Origin of the sequence: Kitasatospora phosalacinea, assembly GCF_000717185.1 — a bacterium.
Taxonomy (GTDB): Bacteria; Actinomycetota; Actinomycetes; order Streptomycetales; family Streptomycetaceae; genus Kitasatospora; species Kitasatospora phosalacinea_A.
Genome location: NZ_JNYE01000008.1, coordinates 40,137 through 55,403 on the forward strand (window position 1 = coordinate 40,137; position 15,267 = coordinate 55,403).

12 protein-coding genes are annotated in these 15,267 nt (G+C 75.0%); 2 read left to right on the forward strand and 10 right to left on the reverse strand.

Features of this window, described 5'->3' with window-relative positions:
- Nucleotides 1-166: 166 nt before the first annotated feature.
- Nucleotides 167-1,123 carry a GNAT family N-acetyltransferase gene (locus tag OO57_RS05330; RefSeq protein ID WP_033251091.1) on the reverse strand — a complete coding sequence of 319 codons (957 nt, stop codon included), beginning with the start codon at nucleotides 1,121-1,123 and terminating at the stop codon, nucleotides 167-169.
- A gap of 369 nt (nucleotides 1,124-1,492) precedes the next feature.
- Nucleotides 1,493-2,971, reverse strand: coding sequence for a dihydrolipoyl dehydrogenase family protein (locus OO57_RS05335; RefSeq protein WP_267884950.1), 1,479 nt, complete (start codon nucleotides 2,969-2,971; stop codon nucleotides 1,493-1,495).
- A 147-nt stretch (nucleotides 2,972-3,118) separates the two neighbouring features.
- Here OO57_RS05335 and OO57_RS05340 point away from each other — a divergent pair, with 147 nt between their 5' ends.
- Both OO57_RS05340 and OO57_RS05345 read left to right on the forward strand, forming a co-directional pair.
- The gene (locus OO57_RS05340; protein WP_033251093.1) at nucleotides 3,119-3,733 is read left to right on the forward strand and encodes a SigE family RNA polymerase sigma factor; all 615 of its coding nucleotides are present in this window, start codon (nucleotides 3,119-3,121) and stop codon (nucleotides 3,731-3,733) included.
- Entirely contained in the window at nucleotides 3,723-4,943 is a 1,221-nt protein-coding gene (locus OO57_RS05345) for a hypothetical protein (protein WP_033251094.1), read from the forward strand. The genes OO57_RS05340 and OO57_RS05345 overlap by 11 nt, the downstream gene beginning before the upstream one ends.
- Nucleotides 4,944-5,002: 59 nt before the next feature.
- Here OO57_RS05345 and OO57_RS05350 read toward each other — a convergent pair whose 3' ends face one another.
- The 8 genes from OO57_RS05350 to OO57_RS05385 all read right to left on the reverse strand — a co-directional run bounded on the left by OO57_RS05350 (nucleotide 5,003) and on the right by OO57_RS05385 (nucleotide 15,226).
- On the reverse strand, nucleotides 5,003-5,554 hold the full coding sequence (locus tag OO57_RS05350) for a YceI family protein (RefSeq protein WP_033251095.1): 552 nt from the start codon (nucleotides 5,552-5,554) through the stop codon (nucleotides 5,003-5,005).
- Nucleotides 5,555-5,736: 182 nt separating this feature from the next.
- Nucleotides 5,737-6,627: a phosphate ABC transporter ATP-binding protein gene (locus OO57_RS05355; RefSeq protein WP_106973904.1), complete on the reverse strand. Its 891-nt coding sequence runs from the start codon at nucleotides 6,625-6,627 to the stop codon at nucleotides 5,737-5,739.
- A gap of 41 nt (nucleotides 6,628-6,668) precedes the next feature.
- A complete protein-coding gene (locus OO57_RS05360; RefSeq protein ID WP_033251096.1) occupies nucleotides 6,669-7,580 on the reverse strand; it encodes a sortase in 912 nt (303 codons plus the stop codon).
- A gap of 88 nt (nucleotides 7,581-7,668) precedes the next feature.
- A complete protein-coding gene (locus OO57_RS05365; protein WP_051776627.1) occupies nucleotides 7,669-9,384 on the reverse strand; it encodes a substrate-binding domain-containing protein in 1,716 nt (571 codons plus the stop codon).
- A gap of 26 nt (nucleotides 9,385-9,410) precedes the next feature.
- Nucleotides 9,411-10,655 carry a phosphate ABC transporter permease PstA gene (pstA, locus tag OO57_RS05370; protein ID WP_051776629.1) on the reverse strand — a complete coding sequence of 415 codons (1,245 nt, stop codon included), beginning with the start codon at nucleotides 10,653-10,655 and terminating at the stop codon, nucleotides 9,411-9,413.
- Nucleotides 10,656-10,668: 13 nt separating this feature from the next.
- Nucleotides 10,669-11,685: a phosphate ABC transporter permease subunit PstC gene (gene pstC / locus OO57_RS05375; protein ID WP_033251098.1), complete on the reverse strand. Its 1,017-nt coding sequence runs from the start codon at nucleotides 11,683-11,685 to the stop codon at nucleotides 10,669-10,671.
- Nucleotides 11,686-11,864: 179 nt separating this feature from the next.
- Nucleotides 11,865-14,315, reverse strand: coding sequence for a hypothetical protein (locus OO57_RS39140; RefSeq protein ID WP_051776631.1), 2,451 nt, complete (start codon nucleotides 14,313-14,315; stop codon nucleotides 11,865-11,867).
- Between the two features lie 326 nt (nucleotides 14,316-14,641).
- Complete coding sequence (locus OO57_RS05385; RefSeq protein ID WP_033251099.1) at nucleotides 14,642-15,226, reverse strand: hypothetical protein; 585 nt, start codon at nucleotides 15,224-15,226, stop codon at nucleotides 14,642-14,644.
- Nucleotides 15,227-15,267 lie beyond the last annotated feature (41 nt).

Sequence of the window (15,267 nt, forward strand, 5' to 3'; positions counted from 1 at the left end):
GGTTCCTCCTCGGTCCGTTCGGTCTGCGGTACGCCGCCACGCTCACACACCGGGACGGCGGTGATCAACCGGCGGCCCGGATCGTGACGCGGCGTCATGCTCCCGCAACACGGCCGCGCCGCACGACCGCGCCGCACGACCGCGCGGCCCGGCCCCGGCCGCCCGCTCACCCCGGCGGTGCCTCCGCGGAGAGGACCAGGCGGCGGGCGGTGGTGCGGTAGCCAAGCCGTTCGAAGGCGGCGGCCATCGGGGTGTTGGCCAGGTCGGTGTCGGCGCGGACGGGCACGGCTCCGGTCTCGGCGGCCAGGACGCGGGTGGTCTCGGCGAGCAGGTCGTCGACGTAGCCGCGGCCGCGGTGCTCGGGCAGGACGCCGAGGTAGCCGACGACGGGGGCGGCGGAGTTGCGGGAGGGGACGGCGAAGCCGACGGTCTCGCCGTCGGGGGTGTGGGCGGTGCGCCACCAGCTGCGTTCGCCGAGCATGCCGTCGCGGTAGAGGGCGACGTCGGCCCGGGCCTGGGCCTCGGCGCCGAGCTGGGCGGCGGCGGTTCGGGAGGTGGCGTCGCGGGTGCCGGTGAGGGTGCGGCGGAACAGGTCGACGAAGACCTCGTCGTCGGGTTCGGCGCGGAACCGCAGCCGCCGGCTCGGGGCGGGCAGGCCGGCGCCCGGCGCCCACTCGTAGCGCAGCCGCTCCAGGCTCGCCGGGAGCCCGGCCCGCCGGGCCGCCTCCTGCCGCCAGGCCGTGGCGGCGACCGCGTCGGGGCGGTCGTGCCAGTCTCCGGGGAGGAAGAGGTGGTAGGCGGGGGCGTGCCCGTACGCCGCGTGCGCGGCGGTGAGCAACTCGGCGGCCAGCGCGGTGCGTTCGGCGGGCGGGCGGACGGAGGGGTGGACGAGCACGGCGTCGAGCGCGGCGGGCCCGGCGTCCGCGGGGCCGGACCACCAGACGGCGACCGCGAGCGGCGGGGCGCCGGGGGCCGGTTCGGCGATCCACGTCCGCCCCGGGTGGTACTCGCCGGTGGCGAGCCGGGCCAGGTAGGCGTCGGCCGTCAGGGTGCTGGCGGGGTCGGTGACGAGCAGCGGGAGGAAGCCGTCGCGGTCGGCCGCGACGGTGGGACGGAACAGCAAGGTGCCTCCGGGGCGTTGGGCGGGAACCGGAGGCGCAGCCCGATCGGGCGGGGCGGCCTACCGCGCGGGGGCGGCCTGGGTCGCAGGGGTGATCGGGAGCGCCGGGTGCGGGGTGGACATCGCGGCCTCCTCTCTGCGCAGGGCCGCGCGCAACCGCGCGAACCCGATCGGGACGCCGGTCTGCGGACCGGCGCCGCCAGGGTAGGACCCCGCCGAACCACCCCGCAACGGATTTTCCGCCCACCCTCCGAAGCCCCCGTCCGCTCCCCGTCCGCCTCCCCCTCCGGCGCCCCCGTCCGCCCACCCTCCGGCGCCCCCGCCCGCCCGCCGGAGCCCCCGCCCCTCGCGGGCGGGGCCGCTGACGCCGCCTCAGCCCCGGTACGTCTCCAGCAGCCGCAGCCAGACCTCGCTGACGGTGGGGTAGGCGGGGACGGCGTGCCAGAGCCGGTCGAGCGGCACCTCTCCGACGACGGCGACGGTCGCGGCGTGCAGGAGTTCGGCGACGTCCGGCCCGACGAAGGTGACGCCGACCAGCACCTCCCGGTCGAGGTCGACGACGGCGCGGGCCCGGCCGCGGTAGCCGTCGGCGTGCAGGGCGGCGCCGGAGACGTCGCCGAGCTCGTAGTCGACGGCGCGCACCCGCAGCCCGGCGTCCTCGGCCTCGCGCAGGGTGCGGCCGACGGCGGCGACCTCGGGATCGGCGAAGACGACCTGCGGGACGGCGGCGTGGTCGGCGGTGGCGACGGAGCGGCCCCAGGGGGCGAGGTCGAGCGGGCGGCCCGCGGCGCGGTCGGCGACGGCGGCGCCGAAGACCCGGCCCTGGTACTTGCCCTGGTGGGTGAGCAGGGCGCGGTGGTTGACGTCGCCCGCGGCGTACAGCCAGCCGCCGGGGACGGCGGTGGCGCGGCCGGTGTCGTCGGTGTCGATCCAGCTGCCGGGTTCGAGTCCGACGGTCTCCAGGCCGAGGTCGGCGGTGGCGGGGCGGCGGCCGGTGGCGAACAGGGCCTCGTCGGCGGGCAGCCGGGTGCCGTCGGCCAGGTCGAGCAGGACGGTGCCGTCCGCCTCGCGCCGCACGGCGGTGACCGAGACCCCCAGCCGGACGTCGACCCCGGCGGCGCGCAGGCCGTCCGAGACGAGCTGCCCGGCGAACTCCTCGGTGCGCTCCAGCAGTCGGCCGCCGCGCACCAGCAGGGTGACCTCGCTGCCCAGGGCCCGCCAGGCGGTGGCCATCTCGACCGCGACGACGCCGCCGCCGACCACGGCGAGCCGCCGCGGGACGGACTTCGCGGAGGTCGCCTCGCGGCTGGTCCACACCCGGGCGTCGGCCAGGCCGGGCAGGTCGGGGAGGGCGGCGCGGGTGCCGGTGCAGACGGCGACGGCGTGCCGGGCGGTGAGGGTGCGCCGCCCGCCGCCGGGGGTGTCGACGGTGACCCTCCGCTCGCCGTCCAGCCGCCCGTGCCCGCGGACCAGGTCGATGCCGGCCGAGGCCAGCCAGTCGACCTGCCCGTCGTCGTGCCAGTGCGAGGCGAAGGAGTCCCGGCGCGCCAGCACGGCGTCCGCGTCCGGCGCCCCGGTGACGGCCTCCCGGCTGCCCGCGACCCGCCGTGCCCCGGCGAGCGCGGCGCCCGGGCGCAGCAGCGCCTTGCTGGGCATGCACGCCCAGTACGAGCACTCGCCGCCGACGAGTTCGCCCTCCACCAGGGCCACGCTCAGCCCTCCGGCGTGCGCCCGGTCGGCGAGGTTCTCCCCGGTGGGGCCGCCGCCGATCACCACCAGGTCGTAGCCGCCGTCCTCGCCGCCCACCGCACCCACCGCGCCCGTCGCGCCCGTCGCACCCGTCGCACCCATCGCGCCCACCGCCCTCTCCGCTCGCCCCGCCGCCCCGTGACGGCCCGTCACTCCCATCGTGCCCCACGGGCCCCGCCGCACCCGGGTCCCGGGCGGGTGGGTCGGACGGGGTGTCACGTAGCGTCGGTCCCGATGCGTTACCAGGGCATGGATCACTCATCGAAGCGGGCAGGGCCGGAGGGTCAGGAGCCACCGCGGGCACCGGAGTTCGAGGAGTTCGTCGCCTTCCGGGCCCGGCACCTGCTGCGGACGGCGTTCCTGCTGACCGGCGGGGACGCGCACCTCGCGGAGGACCTGGTGCAGGAGGCGCTGGGCCGGGTCTTCCTGAAGTGGCGGAGGATCGCCAAGCTGGAGAACCCGAGCGGGTACGCGCAGACCGTGCTGGTCAACACCTTCCTGTCGCACCGGCGGCGGCGCTCCAGCACCGAGCGGGTCACCGACGTGCTGCCGGAGACCGGGGTCGACGACCCGGACCCGGCGCTGCGGCTGACGCTGCTGCGGGCCCTGTCGGCGCTGTCCCCGGCGGACCGGGCGGTGCTGGTGCTGCGGTTCTGGGAGGACCGCAGCGTCGAGGAGACCGCCGGCGTGCTGCGGGTCGGCGACAGCGCGGTGCGCACCCGCACCAAGCGGGCGCTGGTCCGGCTGCGCGCGGTGCTCGGCACCGGGCTGGACGCGCTGGTCGACCGCCCCTCCCCCGCCGTCCCGGCCCCTTCCGACGACCGTCACGACTCCGAGAAAGCGGTGGCGCACCGTGTCCACTGACGACGAACTGACCGCGGCCCTCCCCCGGGCCCTCGACGGCGCGGCCGCGCTGGCCCCCGACCCGGTGCACGAGCGGCTGGCTGCGGGGGCCCGCCGCTCCGGCCTGCGGCGGCAGCGGCGGCACGTGGCGGCGGCCACGGGCGCGCTGGCGGTGGCGGTGCTGGGGGCGGCGGCCGGCTTCTCGGCCGCCGGGTACGGGCGCTCCGGCGCGGACGCCCCGGCCGCCTCGCGGCACGTCCGGATGTCGGAGCAGCGCTTCAACGAACTGCTGACCCGGCTCCTGCCGAAGGGCACCCTCCAGCCGATGGACCGCGCCTGGACGGGGGGCCGCGACCCGCACGAGATGGGCTCGATGCTGGTCTTCGACGACGGGGCCGGCGCGAGCATGCTCCAGATCCAGGTGCAGTACACCGGCGACCCGGTCGACCGGGTGACCTGCGTGGACGGCTTCGACGTCCCGAGCGAGGGCTGCGAGCGCACGGTGCAGCCGGACGGCTCGGTGCTGGTCGTCGACAGGCTGCGCAGCGTGAGCGTCCCCGGCCTGCGGGAGTGGCACGGCATCTGGGCCGCGCCGGACGGCCGCCAGGTGCGGCTGACCGAGTACAACGGCCGGGCGAGCACGCCGGTGCGGGACGCCCCGCCGCTGACGGAGGCCCAACTCGCCGCCCTGGTCACCTCCCCGCTGTGGACGGAGGCGTTCGCCGCGCTGACGCCCGTGGCCGACGCCCCGGACGCCGGTGCCCCGGCGGACGCCCGGCCGTCGCTCTCGGCCGAGGGCTCCGCCGCCCTGCTCGACAAGCTGACCCCGCTGCTCCCGGCGGGCACCGCCGTGGACGTCCGCGACCCGGCCCACACCAGGCTGGGCCTGACGGCGGACGGGCGGCACAGCTCGCTGATGGTGACGTACGAGCCGCCCTCGCAGCGCGGGCTGGACGAACTCGCCGCCCTGCCGCAGACCCTGCCGACCCCGCTGGAGGTGCGCGAACCGCTGCCGGGCGGCGGGACGGTGGTGGTCAACGCCTTCGGCAACGGCAAGACCGCGACCGACGTCCTGCTGCACTGGGTGGTGACCGTGCACTACCCGGACGGCGCCGTGCTGCTGCTCGACGAGTGGAACGGCGAGCAGTTCCACGCCGCCGCCCCCGGCACCCCGGCGCTCGACCTGGCGGCGCTGAAGGCCGTCGCGCTCTCGCCGTCCTGGCGGTCCTGAACGGCGCGGAGGGCCGCTCCCGTCCGGACGCGGACGGGGGCGGCCCTCCGCGTGCGCGGTCAGCTCTGCTTGATCGCGGAGACGTCGAACTCGAGCACGACCTTGTCACCGACCAGCACGCCGCCGCCCTCCAGGGCGGCGTTCCAGGTGACGCCGAACTCCTTGCGGCTGATGGTGACGGAACCCTCCAGGCCGACCCGCAGGTTGCCGTAGGGGTCGACGGCGTTGCCGGTGTACTCGAAGTCGATGCTGACGGGCTTGGTGGTGTCCTTGATGGTGAGGTCGCCGGTGACCCGGTAGTCGGTGTCGGACTTCTGCTCGACCCCGGTGGTGCGGAAGGTGATGTCGGGGAAGTTCGGCGCGTCCAGGAAGTCGTTGGTGCGCAGGTGCTGGTCGCGCTGCTCGACGCCGGTGTCGATGCTCTCGGTCTTGATGACGACCTGGCCGCCGGACTTGGCCGGGTCGGCGCCGTCCAGGTGGGCGGTGCCCTCGAACTGGTGGAAGGCGCCGCGGACCTTGGTGACCATGGCGTGGCGGGCGACGAACCCGATCCGGGTGTGGGTCGGGTCGAGGACGTAGTCCCCGGTGAGCTCGGGCAGGCTGACGGTCATGGTCTGCGCTCTCTCCTCGTGGTGGTGCGGGTGCGGGGGCCGGTGGCCGGTCCCCCGCACACGCTAGGCGTTGCGCTCCGCGCCTCCGCCGTGACACGCGGTCAGCGCGGTCAGCTCCGTCAGCTCCGTCAGCTCCGTCAGCTCCGTCAGCAGGGTCAGCAGGGTCAGCAGGGTCAGCAGGGTCAGCCGAAGCGGCCGTTGACGTAGTCGGCGGTGCGCGGGTCGGCGGGGTCGGTGAAGAGGCGTTCGGTGGGGCCGGATTCGACGATCCGGCCGGGGGTGTCGTGGGTGGCGAGGAAGAACGCGCAGGACTGGGAGACGCGTTGGGCCTGCTGCATGTTGTGGGTGACGATGACGATGGTGACCCGGTGGCGCAGTTCGGCGATGGTCTCCTCGATGCGGCGGGTGGAGGTGGGGTCGAGGGCGGAGCAGGGTTCGTCCATCAGCAGGATCTCCGGGGAGACCGCGAGCGAGCGGGCGATGCACAGGCGCTGCTGCTGGCCGCCGGAGAGGGCGCCGCCGGGGGTGCCGAGGCGGTTGCTGACCTCGTCCCACAGCCCGGCCCGGCGCAGGCTGGACTCGACCAGGTGGTCGCGTTCCTCGCGGCTCGCCCTGATGCCGGAGAGCTTGAGCCCGCTGACCACGTTGTCGTACAGCGACATGGCGGGGAACGGGTTGGGGCGCTGGAAGACCATGCCGATCCGGCGGCGCACCTCGGCGGGGCGGCGGCCGGGGGCGTACACGTCCTCGCCGTCCAGCAGGACCTCCCCGGCGAGGGCGGCGCCGCGGACCATCTCGTGCATCCGGTTGAGGATCCGCAGGTAGGTGGACTTGCCGCAGCCGGACGGGCCGATCAGGGCGGTGATCTCCCCGGCCCGCATGGTGAAGGAGACCCGTTCGAGGACCTTGCGCTGCCCGAACCAGGCGGTGACCTCGCGGGTCTCCAGGCCGGACAGGGCGCGGGCCGGGGCATCGGCCGGAACGGCCGGAACGGGCGGCAGCGGCACCGTGGGCGGGTCGTCCTGCGCTCCGGACTGCTGGACGGGCGAGGGGGGTTGGGCGGTGTCGGTCATCGGCGGGGCGGTCCTTTCCCGGAACGGGGAGCCGGAGGCGGTCAGTAGACGTTGGGGAGCAGCGCGGCGGCGTTCTCGTACACCGACCAGAGCAGCGCGGCGACCACCGGCGCGGCGCACAGGTAGGCGGCGGTGCGCTGCCAGCGGCGGGCGGCGACGGCGGCCGCGACGACGGCCAGCAGCAGGGCCAGCGACCAGAGTTGGAGGGCGGGCAGGGCGCCCTTGTCGGCGGCCAGCACCTTGTCGGTGGCGGTGGTGGCGGGCCGCTTCGCACCGGCCGGTTCGGGGTCGCCGTCGAGCCGGGCGCCGACCAGGACGGTGCTGGTGGGGATCCAGTCGGAGTCGCCGGTGACCAGGACCAGCCGGTCGGGGGCGGGGTCCTTGATCGGGTGGTCGCCGTCGCCGCGGGTGTTGACGGTGTAGTGGAAGGTGCCCTGGCCGGTGGTGACGTCGATCCGGTCGCCGACCTCCAGCTCGCCGAGGTCCGCGAACGGGGCTCCGAACGCGGTGGAGCGGCCGAACAGGACGGCCACGCCGGGCTGTCCGGGCAGGACGGTGTCGCGCCGGTGGCCGGGGCCGCGCATCAGGTCGCGGCCGCTGGTGCCCTCGACCACGACGACCTGGCGCAGGCCGATCGCCGGGATGTCGAGGACGGCCAGCGGCGCGCCGTCCTCGGTGGGGCCGGTCGGGGCGGTGGCGTCGGCGAGCCGGTCGCGCAGGGTGGCGTACGCGGTGGACTGGTGGTGGGCCTCCTGGAGGCCGGACAGGCCGAGCAGGTAGCCGACGAAGCCGAGCAGCAGCCCGGCGGCCAGGGTCACGGCCCGGGCGGCCACCAGCAGCGGGCCCCGGCGCGGCCCGGCGGGGGCGGGCGCAGGGAGCACCGGCGCGGGCACGTCGGTCAGGGCCGGCGCGGACGGGGCGGCGGGGGGCCGGTCCAGGGCGGGCGCGGTCATCTGCTGCTCTCCTCGGGTGCGGCGCCCGCGGGCGGGTCGGTCGGGTCGGTCGGAGCGACCGGGGTGGTCGGCGCGGTCGGGGCGGGGTTCACCGGCTGCCCGCCGTCCGGTCGCGGCGGCGCCACCAGGCGGCCAGCAGCGGGGGGACGGTGACCACGCCGAGCAGTTCGACCGCGGTGAGCGAGGACAGCAGCCAGTCCTGCGGCCGTCCGCCGAGCGCGACCACCTGGGCGGGGGCCGCGCCGGAGCCCGAACCGCCGCCGCCGGAGCCGGAGTCGAGCAGTTCGCCGGTCTGCGGGTCGATCGCCGTCCCGCTGCCGTCGCCGCCCGCACCGCCGCCGTCCCCGGCGCCCGTCCCGCCGGAGCCGGAGCCGGAACCGGCGCCGCCCGCACCGCCGCCGGAGCCCGCGCCGCTGCCGCCGCTCGAACCGCCGCCGCTGGAGCCGGAGTTGGATCCGGCCTTGACCGCCTGGCCGTTCTGCACGGTGCAGTTGAGCGGGCTGCCCGCCTTGTCGCACGGGGAGGGCTGCGGCGCGCTCTTCAGCACGGTCAGCTCACCGGACGAATTGAACGTCGGGTTGGGGCAGTTGGTGAGCGTGTTGGGGTCGACGGGGCTGGCGTTGCCGGGGATGTGCTGGGTCTGCAGCAGGCCGCCGCGCACCAGGTTGCGCGGGATCGGCGAGTAGCCGAGCTCGTCGGCCTCGCCCTGTCCGGCGCACAGCACGTAGGCGAGGTAGCGGCTGAGGGCGTTGCCCTTGGCGTCGTTGAAGCGCGGCGGCACGGGCAGCGCGGCCCCGGCGCGCGGCACGATCAGGTAGCTGTAGGAGGAGATCGGGTAGGAGCGGGGGTCGTTGTTGGTGTAGACGCCGTCGAGGTTCTGCTGCAGGTAGTCCGGGTCGTTCGGGGAGGTGCTGTCGTCGACGCCGCGGATCTTCGCGGCGCTGAGCGCCACCGCGACGTTGGAGGCGGTCGGCAGGGTGTAGTACCCGGCCGGGTTGAGCACCTTGACGACGGGCCAGTTGCTGCGCTTGGCGAAGGCGTACTCGTCGTAGCCGATCGCGCCGACGCCGGTGGGCGACTGGACGTAGCCCGCGACCACGTCGGAGCCGTTCTGCGCGGTCATCCGGCCGGAGGGCGGGAAGAACTCGGTGTAGTCGCCGCAGGTGACGCCGTTGACCTTGGTGCAGTACGCCTCCCACTCGCCCCGGTGGGTGTGCTGCATCCAGCGGGTGAACTGGGCGGTGGCGCCGGAGCCGTCGGAGCGCACCACCGGGGTGATCGGGATCTTCGGCAGCGCCTTGCCGTAGTCGGCGGTGATCTTCGGGTCGTCCCAGGAGGTGATCCGGTTGGTGAAGATCCCGACGATGGTGTCCGGGGACAGCCGCAGGTCGGTGATCTTCTTGCCGCCGAGCTCCAGGTGGTACATCAGCGCGGTGCCGCCCGCCGTGATCGGCACGTACGAGTAGCCGTGGCGCGGGTCCTCGGCGTGGCCCAGGTAGCTGCCCGCCTGGGACGGGTCGACGCCGCTGTCGGGCTTGCTGCGGAACGGCACGTCGGAGGCGGTGAAGTCGTCCATGCCATTGGCCCACTGCACGCGTCCGGCCGCCGAACCGACCGGGTTGAAGTCGATCTCGATGCCCATCGGGCCGACATCGCGCCGCCACTGGTCGATCGCCGGGCCGGCCCAGCTGGAGCCGTCCGCGCTCAGCGAGGTCGCGGCGTGGGCGGGGGTCGCGCCGAGCAGGGCGGTGGGCAGGGCCAGCGCGGCGGAGAGCAGCGCCGCGGCCAGGTGGCGCAGTCGCACGGGACGGGCCTTCCTTCTCTGACGGGTCATCGGTTCGCCACCGCCGACGCGGTCGCGGCGTTCGTGGCGTTCGTGGCGGGCACGGCGGTCGCGGCCGCGGGTACGGGCACGGCGGTCGCGGTGGTGCGGGACCGGCGCAGCGGGCGGCGGGCCCGCCGGTCGGTGGGGGCGCGGTGGCGGCCCAGGACGCGGGCGGTGACGAACAGCACCAGCACCACGGCCATCAGGGTCAGCGCCCCGGCGAACGCCCGGGCCACCATGTCGGGGTAGGGCTGCTTGACGTAGTTCCAGACGTACAGCGGCAGGCTGGCCTGGTTGCCGTGCAGCGGGTCGAGGTTCATCCGGGCGGTGAAGCCCGCGGTGAGCAGCACCGGGGAGGTCTCGCCGACGCCGCGGGCCATGCCGAGCACCACGGCGGTGGTCAGGCCGGGCCGGGCGGTGGGCAGCACCACGTGCCAGACGGTGCGCCACTGGCCGGCGCCGAGCGCGTAGGAGGCCTCCTTGAGGGTGCCGGGGACGAGGCGGACGACCACCTCGGCGGCGCGGGTGACGATCGGCGTCATCATCACGGTCAGGGCCAGCGCGGCGGCCAGGCCGCTCTTCTCGGCGCCCAGGGTGAGGATGACCACGCCGAGCACGAACAGGCCCGCCACGATGGACGGCAGCGCGGTCATCGCCTCGACCAGCACCCGGACGGGTTTGACGAAGCGGGCGCTGCGCCTGCTGGTGCCCGCCTCGACCAGGAAGACCGCGGTGACCACGCCGAGCGGCACCGAGAACAGGGTGGCCAGGCCGAGCTGTTCGAGCGAGCCGACGACGGCGTGCAGGCAGCCGCCGGAGGTGATCGGCGACAGCGGGGCGGTGGTGCGCATGGTCTCGGTGAAGAAGTTCCAGTGCCGGGCCGCGTCGAAGCCGCGGACCGCGACGTAGCCGATCTGCTCGGCGATGACGGCGAGCAGCAGCAGGCCGGAACTCCAGGCGAGCGCGGTGGCGAGCCGTTCGCGGACGGTCAGGGCGTCCCACTGGAGCCGTCCGACCAGGGTGTACAGCCCCAGGAACAGCAGGTACCAGCAGAGCAGGAAGCCGAACGCGCCGCTGAGCGGCAGCACCCGCTCGTACAGCAGCCAGTCCAGGGCGAGCGAGCCGGCGCCCGCGCCGAGCATGGTGAGGACCTCCTCGCGGGTGGTGCCGCCGAGCTTGATCCGCCGCTGCTCGGGTGGTTCGGGGGTCTCCGTCGTGGGTGCGGGTGCGGGTGCGGGTGCGGGGTTCATCGGTGTCCTCCGGTCAGTCCGAGGTCGAGGCGCCGGACCGGGACCGGCTGATGACGAAACCGGCGGCCACGTTGACCAGCAGGGTGAGGGCGAACAGCACCAGTCCGGCGGCCATCAGCGCGGACAGCGACAGGCCGTCGGACTCGCTGAAGCGCAGCGCGATCAGCGCGGAGATCGATCCGCCGCCGTTCTCCAGCACGTGCCAGGCGACCCGGAACACCGGGGAGATGATCAGCGCGACGGCGATGGTCTCGCCCATCGCGCGGCCGAAGCCGAGCATCACGGCGCCGATCACGCCGCCGCGCCCGAACGGCAGCACCACGGTGCGCACCATGCCCCAGCGGGTGGAGCCGAGCGCGTAGGCGCCCTCCCGCTCGCCCGCCGGGGCCTGCGAGAACACCTCGCGGCTGAGCGAGGTGATGATCGGGATGATCATCAGCGAGACCACGGTGCCCGCGATGAACGTCGAGGAGGTGTACGAGGTCGGGGTGTCGCCGCCGCGCACCCGCAGGAAGGGCAGCGGCCCGCCGAGGTGGTTGGCCAGCCAGCGGCACAGCCCGACGAAGCGCGGTTGCAGGAAGAACAGGCCCCACAGCCCGTACACGATGCTCGGGATCGCGGCCATCAGGTCGACCAGCGAGACCAGCGTCGGACGCAGCCGGACGGGCGCGTACTCGGAGATGAACAGCGCGGCGGTGAGCGAGACCGGGACGGCGATGCACAGCGCGATGAGCGCGATCAGGATGCCGTTGGGCAGGACGGCGGCGATGCCGAAGGTGTGCGCGGCGGTGCGCCAGTTCTGCTCGCCGAGGAAGGACCAGCCGACGGCGCGCAGCGCCTCGGTGCCGCGCAGCAGCAGGAAGAAGGCGATCAGCCCCATCAGCACGAACACCGACAGGCCGGCGGCGCGCAGCACGCCGCGGAAGGCCCGGTCGGCGGGCGAGGCGGGGGCGCTGATCCGGCGGGGCCGGTCGGGGTCGGACGTCGGCGGTGGGACGCGGGTGTCCGTCGGCTGGACGGCGGCTGTCATGGTCTCAACTCTCCGCGCGGTGAGGGTTCCTGGGGCGTTCGGGACGGGGCGGGGCGGAAGCGGGGCAGGTACGGGACGGGGCGGTGCCGGTTTCCGGCGAGGGGCCGGGGCCGGGGTCGGGGCCGGACGGGCGCGCGGGGCGCCCGTCCGACACGGGGCGGGGCGGGTGCGGGGCGGGGTCAGCCGCGGCGGAGCAGCCGCGACCGGAGCCGTCCGGCGCTGCGGCGGAGGTTCGCCCCGGCGGGGGTGCCGCCGAGGAACAGCGCGGCGGGGCCGCCGACCAGCAGGACGGCGCCGGTGGCGAGGATCACCGGCAGCAGCAGCCGGGCCATCCCGGCCCGGTCGGCCGCGGCCTCCCCGACGGGTGCGGCGGCCAGGCCGGGCGAGGCGCTGCCGCTGGGCCGGCCGGAGGCCGCATCCCCGGCCTGGACGGCGCCGGTGCCCCCGGCCGTCCCGGCGCCGTCGCCCGTACCGCCGACGGAGCCTCCGCTGCCGCCTGAACTCCCGCCGCTGCCGGGGCCGTTGGAGCCGGATTCGCCGCTGCCGCCGTCCTCGCCGCCGGTGTCGGCGGGCTTGCCGGGCGTGCCGCCGTCCTGGGCGGCGACGTGGCCGGCGGCGGCCTTCGCCTGGGCGGCCTGGGCCTTGGTCAGGGCCGCGTAGCCGACGGCGAGTTGGCCCGGCCCCCGGCCGTAGACCTGCCCCTTGCCGGGGTCGGTGACGGTGTGCACGAACCTGCTGACCGCCTCGGCCTTGGCCTGCCCGAGGCCCTCGGTCGGCAGCATGGCGTACTGCACCATGGTCAGCGGGTACGCCTTCGGGTCCTTCGCGTAGGCGGATCCCTCGTCGTCGTAGGGGAGTTGCTGGGTGCCGGTGGTCTCGTCGAAGGGCATGTCCTTCGCGGCGGCCTGCATCGCGGTGATCGTCGGCGTGGTGAACTGGCCTGCCGGGTTGGGCAGTTCGGCTTCGGGCAGGCTCATCGCCTGGGCGTCGCCGCTGTCCATGACCGCGAACAGCGCCCGCCTGCCGGGCACCATGGCGAAGCACTTGTCGTGCTGGCCCGCGGCGTTGGTGTAGGGGAGCTGGCAGGACAGCCGGTTCTCCAGCACCATCCGCAGCACCTGGCCGAGCCCGCCGAGCACCGGGTTCCACTCGTACTGCTTGTGGTTGTTCTGACCGGAGTAGTCCAGCGTCTGGAACGCGTCGGTCGGGTAGCCGCCGTAACTCGACGGCAGGAACTTGCCGTTGACGTGGGTGCCCCACGGGTCGGGGGCGCCCTGCAGGAACTGGGCGGCGTCCGGGTCGGCGGCGATCCACTCGGTCAGCCGGTACACCAGGTCGGTGGTGCCGCCGACGACGACCGGCGCGGTGTTCGCGGTGTTGCCGCAGCTGGGCCAGGTCACGCCGGCCGCGGTGTCGGCGTTGAGCCGGCGGAACTCCGGGTCGTCGAACATGCAGAGCGGGTTGCCCCGGACGGTGTCGGTGTCGTCCGTGTTGTAGTAGCGGTACGTCTGGGTGAGCATCTTCGCCAGCAGCCGCTGGTTGAGCCGCAGTTGGTGGACCTGTCGGCGGGTGGCGCCGTCGTCGACCACGTAGACCACCGAGACCGCGCTGTTGGCGAGCGGCGCGTACACGTGGGGCCGGGTCGGCGCGTTGCGGTCCGGGACGGAGGTCAGTGCCACGTCCGCGCCCGAGCGGCGCAGGAAGGAGGAACGGGCCTGCGGCTCGCCGTTGCCGACGGAGTACTGCACCCGCAGCGGGTCGCTCTCCAGGCAGCTGCCGGTGCGCCACTGCTGGACCGCGCGGTCGGCCATCTCCAGGCCGATCACGGAGAAGTCGGCGTCCCCGGCGGGGCAGGAGTCGGGGGTCCGGGCGAAGTTCAGCGGGATGGTGACGTGGCGCTTCCAGGCACACGACTCGCCGGAGGTCCAGTTGGTGTCGCTCGGGTTGAGCAGGAACGAGGAGTCGGTGGCGGTGTGGAAGAAGTCGTCCAGGTCCAGCGAGTGGTCGTCGCAGTTGATCACGACGTCCGGGTAGCTGTTGGCGCCGAGCGAGTCACCGCCGTAGTTCGGCTCCACCACCAGGGAGCACTTGTGGGCGGGGTCGCAGTTGAGGCCCTGGCTCTGCTGGGCGGTCCACAACTCGATGTCCGCCTCGCCCGTGCCGTCGGGGCGGGTCGCCGCGATGACCGTGTTCGACGGGAACTCCGGGGACGTGCCGGCCGCCGGAGTGGGCTGCAGGAAGCCCTTGGACGCGTCCCCGCCGTACAGGGTGGAGCCGTAGCAGTCGGTGACCTCGGGGTCCTCACCGCGGCACTGGTAGATCCGCACCGCGTAGTTGGCGGCGCCGTCGTTCAGCGCGACCACGTCGACGGGCTTGCCCATGACGTCGACGGTCGGCGTGAAGCCCGTCCAACTGACGTGCACCACCTGGTTCCTGAGGTCGTCGACCTGCGAGACCGTGATGGTGCCGGTCAGCCCGTCCGTCCAGGTCGCGGGGTCGAACCGGGCCGGTCCGTCCACGGTCGTGCCGGAGGCGGCCCGGGCCGGCTGGACGCCCGGGCCGCCCAACGGCAGGAACACGACTGCGGCGGCCACCGTCCAGGCCAGCAGGGCCGCCAGGTAGGCCTTCAACGGACGCGATCCGGCTCTCGGCCCCCGCGGGCGGGTTCTCATCGGTGCAGCACCTCCGGCTGACGGCGCGCCGGACCGGGCACGCACGGATGACAGGGAGCGGAGCGACCGGTCGGCGGCTCCGACGGTATTCGGCCAGTCGCGTCTGGCCGGTCGCTGTTATCCAGGTGTACGAGGCCCCAATTGGTGCTCGAATCAATGGAATTGATGGGCCATCACATGCGCGTACCGCCCGACCGGGGACCGGTCGGGCGGTACGGGGTCCCGGAACTCCGGGCGCGGGTACGGGTGCGGGCGCGGGTGCGGGTGCGAGCGGTGGGTGCGGGTCAGGAGGCGGGCGTGTAGGAGAGCGCGAAGGAGCCGACGTCCTGGCCCGCGGTGAAGAAGGTGGTGTGCAGCTCGCTGTCCAGGTACCGGGCGCCCTCGGCGTCCAGCACCAGCGCGTCGGCGGTCAGGCTCTGCGTGCCGCCGCTGCTGGTGATCGAGTTGTTGCCCGCCGGGTCGAACAGCGCGACCGGGGTGGTGGAGCCGTCCGGGACGGCGGTGACGGCCCAGGTGTCGAAGGCGAAGGCCAGCTGGTGGAAGGAGACCGCGCTGCCGGTCCTCGCGTCGACGAAGAGCAGGCCGCCGCCGAGGCTGACCCCGCCGAAGAAGTTGTTCAGCGTTCCGCTGCCGTCGGTCACCGGGAAGCTCGCCGACAGGCCGCTGGCCGCGTCGTAGCCCGCGGTGGCGGTGGGCAGCGGGACGGCCACGATGCCGGCCCGGGCGGCCTGCTGGAAGAAGGAGTTGCTCTCGTGGATCACCACGCTGCCGGCCGCCGGCGCGGCGGTGGCGGAGGTGGCGGACGCGGCGGTGGCGGCGAGGGCGAGACCGGCGACCGCGGCGGCGATCCGGACGGCGTGACGGGACATCGTGGCTCCTTCGGACGGGGTGCGTGGCGGGGTGCGCGGCG